The 7,283-nt window shown below is 44.8% G+C and carries 8 protein-coding genes; 3 read left to right on the forward strand and 5 right to left on the reverse strand.

Annotated elements, in window-relative coordinates; all coding sequences use genetic code 11:
* On the reverse strand, positions 1–575 hold a 575-nt coding region (locus tag NJ959_RS23095; protein WP_254014096.1), incomplete at its 3' end, for a Maf family protein.
* Positions 576–684: 109 nt separating this feature from the next.
* Positions 685–1,119 (reverse strand): SRPBCC domain-containing protein, encoded by a 435-nt coding sequence (locus tag NJ959_RS23100; protein ID WP_373693698.1) that lies wholly within the window; start codon positions 1,117–1,119, stop codon positions 685–687.
* A gap of 174 nt (positions 1,120–1,293) precedes the next feature.
* On the opposite strand from NJ959_RS23100, the gene NJ959_RS23105 reads away from it, so the two are divergent.
* Positions 1,294–2,685, forward strand: a complete 1,392-nt coding sequence (locus NJ959_RS23105) for a malic enzyme-like NAD(P)-binding protein (protein WP_254014098.1) — start codon at positions 1,294–1,296, stop codon at positions 2,683–2,685.
* 184 nt (positions 2,686–2,869) lie between these two features.
* Here NJ959_RS23105 and pgeF read toward each other — a convergent pair whose 3' ends face one another.
* Genes pgeF through NJ959_RS23120 form a run of 3 tightly spaced genes read right to left on the reverse strand, consistent with a single transcriptional unit; the run spans position 2,870 to position 4,193 of the window.
* Entirely contained in the window at positions 2,870–3,667 is a 798-nt protein-coding gene (gene pgeF, locus NJ959_RS23110) for a peptidoglycan editing factor PgeF (protein ID WP_254014099.1), read from the reverse strand.
* A gap of 32 nt (positions 3,668–3,699) precedes the next feature.
* On the reverse strand, positions 3,700–3,984 hold the full coding sequence (locus tag NJ959_RS23115; protein WP_254014100.1) for a type II toxin-antitoxin system RelE/ParE family toxin: 285 nt from the start codon (positions 3,982–3,984) through the stop codon (positions 3,700–3,702).
* Positions 3,981–4,193, reverse strand: a complete 213-nt coding sequence (locus NJ959_RS23120) for a hypothetical protein (protein WP_254014101.1) — start codon at positions 4,191–4,193, stop codon at positions 3,981–3,983. The genes NJ959_RS23115 and NJ959_RS23120 overlap by 4 nt, the downstream gene beginning before the upstream one ends.
* A gap of 144 nt (positions 4,194–4,337) precedes the next feature.
* On the opposite strand from NJ959_RS23120, the gene NJ959_RS23125 reads away from it, so the two are divergent.
* Complete coding sequence (locus NJ959_RS23125; protein WP_254014102.1) at positions 4,338–5,162, forward strand: biotin--[acetyl-CoA-carboxylase] ligase; 825 nt, start codon at positions 4,338–4,340, stop codon at positions 5,160–5,162.
* Positions 5,163–5,230: 68 nt separating this feature from the next.
* Positions 5,231–7,234 (forward strand): peptidoglycan DD-metalloendopeptidase family protein, encoded by a 2,004-nt coding sequence (locus NJ959_RS30370; RefSeq protein ID WP_305069162.1) that lies wholly within the window; start codon positions 5,231–5,233, stop codon positions 7,232–7,234.
* The last annotated feature ends 49 nt before the right edge of the window (positions 7,235–7,283 follow it).

Genomic DNA, 7,283 nt, shown 5'->3' on the forward strand with positions numbered 1-7,283 from the left:
GCATTGTATCCTAACTCACTGAGCATCTCGTAGAGGAGAGGTAAACTAAGACCGATTACGTTGGTGTAGCAGCCTTCTAGTTTTTGGATAAATAATCCCCCTCTACCTTCAATGGCAAAGCAGCCTGCACAATTAAGAGGTTCCCCTGTGGCGACGTAAGCTGCGATCGCGCGATCGCTCACATCGGCAAAGTATACTTTTGTGATGCCACACTTGACTATTGTCTTATCTTGAGCTATGTCAATTAACCCATGACCAGTGTAGAGAATACCGATATTACCTCGCATTTTCTGCCAACGTGCGATCGCATCTTCTGAGTTAGCAGGTTTCCCGTGAATCTCGCCTTGGATACTCAAGACGGAATCACAACCCATTATCAGGGCATTACTAAACTTATTCTTTACAGTTTGCGCTTTGCATAATGCTAGTGTCTGGACTAAATCCATGGGATTAGTTAGCTGAATTTGAGATTCATCGAAATCGCTCTGACACACGACTGGTTCAATTCCCGCATTTTGTAATAATTTACGCCGTGCAGGTGAAGCTGATGCTAAGACAAAGGTTGGGATATTCATGGGGAGTGGGGAAGAGAGTTTTGTTAGCGCAGCGGGACGAAGTCCGTTTTGGAGAGCGTTGCGGGACGAAGTCCGTTTTGAGTTTTAATTCATAATTCCCATTAATATATTATAAATCCTCAACATACCGCTTTAATTCCCGTGCCATACGTTGCATTCCTCGATGTTCATCGGCGCGAATGAATGGCAAGAAAACGCGGGATAAAATTCCTGAAAAATTGCTTTTGTGAACATACTTAGTCCGACGAAAACCAATCTCTTGTAACTCAAACACGTACTCATTGCTAAAGCCACGAATAGAAGAAACCCACTTAAGACAAACCTCTGGTTGAACTTGCATTACCAAAGGATCGAACTCTGTCTCCTCATCATGAGGTAACCTGCGAAGGGATAGAGAAACCTCTTGTCCCTGCTGAAAAGACAATTTAGAATCACAATCAAATAAAAATGTGTTCCAGTATTTCCAGCGATCTTTCTGGCATAATACTTGCCAAACCCGCTGCTTTGGGGCATTGATATCGATTTCAGTATAAAGACTAGCCATAAATATTGTATAGTTGACTTTCCTCACTCGATTTATCTGTTTTATTAGGAACATACTTCATACTTCAACCATCAACCATCAACCTTTATACTTCATACTTCATACTTCAACCTTCAACCTTTATCGTGGGCATGTCCAGTATAGTATAAGAAAATGTTACTAGAATAAAGCAGCATGGCAGACCTAACACCGAATCCTAGCTTCAGTTTAACCATTCGCTTGCAACTTCCCAATCGTACCGGAATGTTAGCTAGCGTCACTCAGGCAATTGCCGAAGTTGGTGGCAACTTAGGGCAAATTAGCACGATCGAGCAAACCCGCAAGATTTCCATTCGGGATTTGAGTGTTGATGCTGCTAGTACAGAACATGCTGAACAAATCGTTCAGGCGGTTAAGGTACTTCAGGATATCAAAATTCTGGACGTATACGATCGCACCTTCAGTATCCATCGCGGCGGCAAAATCACTATTGAGAGCAAACTAGACTTGCACAATCAAGCTGATTTGTCAATGGCTTATACTCCTGGAGTGGGTCGGATTTGTAAAGCGATCGCACAAGACCCCGATCAAGTTTATGCCCTAACTATTAAAGGCAATACTGTAGCTATTGTTACTGACGGTAGTGCAGTGTTGGGGTTAGGGAATTTGGGACCAGAGGCTGCTTTGCCAGTCATGGAAGGGAAAGCCATGCTCTTTAAAGAATTTGCGGGAATTGATGCCTTTCCCATCTGTTTAGCTACCCAAGATACAGACAAAATTATCGAAACAATCAAAAATATCGCTCCTGTATTTGGTGGAGTTAACCTGGAAGATATCAGTGCCCCTCGCTGCTTTGAAATCGAAACCAGACTTAAGCAAGAATTGGATATTCCTGTCTTTCACGACGATCAACATGGGACAGCAATTGTTAGCCTTGCAGCTTTAATTAATGCCCTGAAACTGGTCAAGAAATCCCTAGAAGACGTGCGGATTGTAATTAATGGAGCTGGAGCGGCGGGAGTTGCGATCGCACGACTATTACGGAAAGCAGGTGCGCGTAATATTTTGCTGTGCGATTCTAAAGGGATTCTCTCGAAAAAACGTTCAGATTTAACTCAGGAGAAACTAGAATTTGCTGTTGAAGCTAGCGGTACACTGGCAGGTGCGCTTGTTGGTACAGATATCTTTCTCGGTGTGAGCGCCCCTGGCGTTCTAACTCCAGAAATGGTACGCTCAATGGCAAAAGATTCCATTGTGATGGCAATGGCAAATCCGATCCCGGAAATTCAACCAGAATTAATCGCCCATGATGTAGCAGTTATGGCAACGGGGCGGAGTGATTATCCCAATCAAATTAATAATGTCCTCGCTTTTCCTGGAGTATTTCGTGGCGCATTAGACTGTCGGGCATCTAGTATTACTACTAATATGTACCTAGAGGCGGCTTTTGCGATCGCGAATTTAATTAATGCCACAGATTTAGATCGAGAACATATTATTCCCTCTGTTTTTGATGAACGAGTTGCTTCTGCAGTTGCAGGTGCAGTGCAACAGGCTGCGCGTCAAGATGGTGTAGCGCGACGATAGACATTAGGGAGAAATTTTACACCCCTTTCCTTTCAGGGGAGGGGTGTAACTGGCGAAAACAGGGGATGCGGTGTTAATTGATTTTGGCATTGCGCAGGAGAATGAAACATAAACGGTTTCATAACCCGCGCAGGCGGGTTATGTTTGTGTAGCCGCGAATTCCATTCGCCTCGGCTCTCATCCTTCAATTACTGACAATTCCTGACCATTGCACCTTCTTCAGTTTATCCCGACGATAAGAAAAGAAATGTTCTGGTTCCTGATAAGTACAATGAGGAGCGATCGCAATTTGTGCTGCATCTAATCCCAATTGCTCTAACTGTATCGCATTCACCCGCCGCACATCTAAACGCACTTTTCCCGGTTCCGAATCTTCTAAAATAGGAGAATCTGGTAACTGCTGTAAGAAATTCAAAATTGATTCGGGTGAATCAGCCTTATCTGGTGGTATAATACTAGCTCCAACTTCGGCCGCGACTTCCGAGGCAACCTGATAAACCTCACCAGCGATCGCAGGTCCCATGGCTACTCGTAAATCTGCTAAACTACTGCCAGATTCGATTAATTTTGCGATCGCAACTGGCACAATCCTACCAGCAGTACCGCGCCAGCCAGCATGTATCGCCGCAACTCGTCCCGTCTTAGTATCACCAATCAATACCGGAGTACAATCTGCCGTACATACCCATACAGACTGCTGAGACTCCTGAGAAAGAATACCATCAGCTAGAGGGCGTGATAAATCCACATCGCTTCCGTTTTCGTCAGGGATTGCCCTTTCAATTTCAGAAGGCGTTAATACCGTACTTCCATGTACCTGTTTAACACGATATACCTTAGCATCAGGCTTAAGTGAAATGGAAATCGTATCAGGTAGACGAGGGGAAAAATGTTGAGTAAAAAAGCCGTGCTGCCACGGTTCAAGTAGACTAGAGGTGAGATAGGGTAAATCGTCCCAAGTTTGCCATTTCCAGGTATTCATAGAAATATTGCCAAATTTACCAATAGATGAGGCTAATATACCTCATCATGACTGCCAATATCGATGAGGAGAATATCGTCTTCTTCAACATTTGAGTTGGCGACAAAATCAAATACAATTCGGCAGTCGTATTCCACAGTACAAGCCCAAGCTCCAGCCAATTGTCCTTTCAGTTTGTGAGTCTGTAACGATGGATGAAAAGAGTTTTCTGCCAAAAGGCGCAAGACAGCTTCAATTTTAGGCTTAATTTCTGGATGCTTCCGAATCATTGCTTTGTAGGCACGTTTGAAGGATGGCGCGATGCTAATAATTCTCACTGATTTAACTGGGCAATCGCTTCATCAACCGTACCCCGAAAAACATTTCCCGATTGGTAGTCTTGTTTTGCCTGAGCAATGTTAGCAGCAATCTTGGCACGACGACTTTCAATCAAGCGACGCTGGAGAATGACAATCAGGGCAGCTTGATCCTCTGATGATAGGGTTTCGATCTCTTCCAGAACACTATTGAATGTTACAGATTGCATAGCGAGTGAAGGCGGCTCTAAACTGCTGCGGTGAAAGTGAGACTTTATTATATAATAAATCACTTTTGACCAATAATCTGGTTGATATGGCTGAAATGGTTTATCCTAGCTTAGGGAATATTTCACTGCGTCTGCCTCTGTGCCGTGCTATTTACTCACCAAGAGTTTGAAACTGCCATCCAAGAAGTTACATTCCAGGTATCTCAGGACATCCTCCTGCCAAAAAGCAGTCAACCCCCAAAGATACCCCTACATCTATTTGAAATATTACCCTCTACCAACAAAACCCTCTGGGAATTACTCGCAGGAGGGGCAACCATACCAACAGCAGTCATTGCAGCCCAACAAACAGCAGGAAGGGGGCAATGGGGAAGGCAATGGCAATCCCAGACAGGTGGGCTATACTTATCCTTGGCATTAGCTCCTAACCTTCAGGCAACTCATAGCCCTCAGCTAACTTTCTGTAGCGCTTGGGGAATTGCCACAGTTTTGAGAAGTTACGGTATTCCCGTCTTGCTCAAATGGCCTAATGACTTAATCCTTTTAGGCAGGAAGTTGGGCGGTATTCTCACAGAAACTCGCATCCAACAGGGTTACATTACCCAAGCGGTGGTAGGTGTCGGTATTAATTGGTGCAATAATGTACCGGAAACGGGAATTAATTTACAATCTTTTTGTCAAGAACAGTCAAGTTCAACAGTAACATCCTTGGCAATGTTGGCTGCTATTGTATTATACGGACTAGTAGTTGGATATCAATTCTCTCTAGAGGCAGGACTAGAAAAATTGCTCCTATCGTACCAAGAGCTACTCTATCATCGGGGATGTCAGGTAATAGTGGATGGCAAGCCAGGAATTGTAACAGGCGTTACACCCACAGGAGAATTGCGAGTCTGTTTAATTTCAGGAGCAGAAATAGCAGAAATTCACTTAGAGCCAGGTACAATCAGTCTTGGCTATTCTTCGTAATCTCTACCAATAACCAGCAACCAATAACCAACAACCAACAACCAACAACCACTTACCTTCTTTCAAAAATGACCAAAGAAACCTCCTCAAAATTCAGTCTATTAGGCATCTTCTATCGATATCCTAAATTCATGCAGTCCATAGGATGGCTGGGTAGTATCGGTATTCTCAGTAGCGGTATAGTCGTCGCGCAAACCAATTCAGCAAAAGACTCAGTTGCGGTAGCACCATCAAACACTACCCCATCAAGCGTCAAACCTACCAATTCTTCAGCCTCCAGCCGCGCCAAACTGCGCAAACCGAACCTGAAACCAGGTTTATTAGACTCAGCGCCCAGCCGCACCCCCCAAGGCACTCCTGCCCATCGCCGTTTAGAGACATCAGCTTCCACTGCCAACCCAGAATCTGTTTCAGTGAGGGAACCTCAAAATTCCATCTCCACACCACCAGAAACAGCCCGTCCTAGACGCGCCGTAGTTAGACTAAGTAAACCGAGACTGACTCCTCCTGACTTATCTGTACCTACTCAAGCCAGTGTATCAAAGCCTCCGAAAGTGACAATTAATCCGTCACAGCGTCATGAAAACGCCCAAAAACCTCTAAATCCTAACAATCGCGATAGTAACCGCAGAAACTACAGAGTTGGTTCATCTCCTCGTTACTCCAAACCGAGTGCTGTAGTATTGACAGAAAGGTCAACAGGTTGTACCACAACATCGCGAAATGGGCGACTTGCCAGTGGTAGTTGTGGCAGTCAGCCACCCCGTCAGGAAACAGCTAGCGTCAGACAGCCCCGGAACGAAACTGTGGCGCGTCGTCGCAGCCAACCTTTACAACAGCCCAGAAATGAAACTGTAGCAAATCGCCCAAACAAACCTGTTAAGTTTCGGGTTAATGAATCCATTGATAATCCTTCTGTAAACGTCGCTATTAATCGTCGTCTAAATCAACCCCTTGCGAATGGGACAAACGTAGCTACTGGTAATAACCTAAACCAACCCCTTAATCCTTCTGTAAACGTAGCTATTGGTAATAACCGAAACCAACCATTAACACGTCAGGTAAATCAATATCAAATAGCCGAAGCCAAACTACCCGCACCACCTGTTACCAAAGCTAAACCCGTCAGATTTGCGCCAATAACTGCAAGTACCCATCACATTCGACGAAGGCAGCATCATCATCAAGTATTCTCTGGACAGGCATCTGTACCAAGTGCGCTAGTTCCCTCAACCAGTCTCTCCATCCCAAGCGCTCAAACTGCCCCAATGGGTCTAGATTACTACGATCTTACCCGCCGACCCGTAGGACAGGCTAATATTGCTCAAACTAGTTTCATGTTCCCCTTGACAATTCCTGCTCCGATTACTTCTCTGTTTGGCTGGCGACTCCATCCAATTTCAGGGCAGTACCGTTTCCATGGGGGGACGGATTTAGGCGCACCTCAAGGAACACCTGTCATAGCGGCTGTTTCTGGCGAGGTAGCGACTGCTGATTATTTGGGTGGTTACGGTTTAGCAGTGGTGATACGTCATGAGGAAGGAACCCAGGAAAGCCTCTATGGTCATCTTTCTGAGGTATTTGTCAAGCAAGGAGACTTGGTGAATCAGGGAACTGTAATTGGGCGTGTTGGTAGTACTGGTTTTTCTACTGGACCTCATTTACATTTTGAATGGCGACAACTAACTCCTAATGGTTGGGTTGCTGTTGATGCTGGCGCTCATTTGGAGTACGGATTGGCTCAGTTTATGAAGGCTTTACAAGTTGCTCAAGTGCCTCAAGTACCTCAACAGCCTCAAGTTGCTCAACTACCTCAAGTACATCAACAGCCTCAATTTACTCAAGTACCTCAATTTACTCAAGTACCTCAATTTACTCAAGTACCTCAACCTACTCAAGTACCTCAACTTACTCAAGTACCTCAACCTACTCAAGTACCTCAACTTCAATCTTACTCGGTTCCTACACCGAAAATACCGATTGAGATAGCAGGAGAATCCAGTAAATCGGGGTTATTTGGTGAAATATCTGGAGTTGGAAAAATAGGGAATCTTTTTGAGGGAAAACAGTAGTAATTTTGGTCGAAAAACCTAACCCCCCAGCCCCCTTCCCTGCGTAGCT

It is taken from the genome of Limnofasciculus baicalensis BBK-W-15, from assembly GCF_024178385.1.
GTDB classification, from domain to species: domain Bacteria; phylum Cyanobacteriota; class Cyanobacteriia; order Cyanobacteriales; family Coleofasciculaceae; genus Limnofasciculus; species Limnofasciculus baicalensis.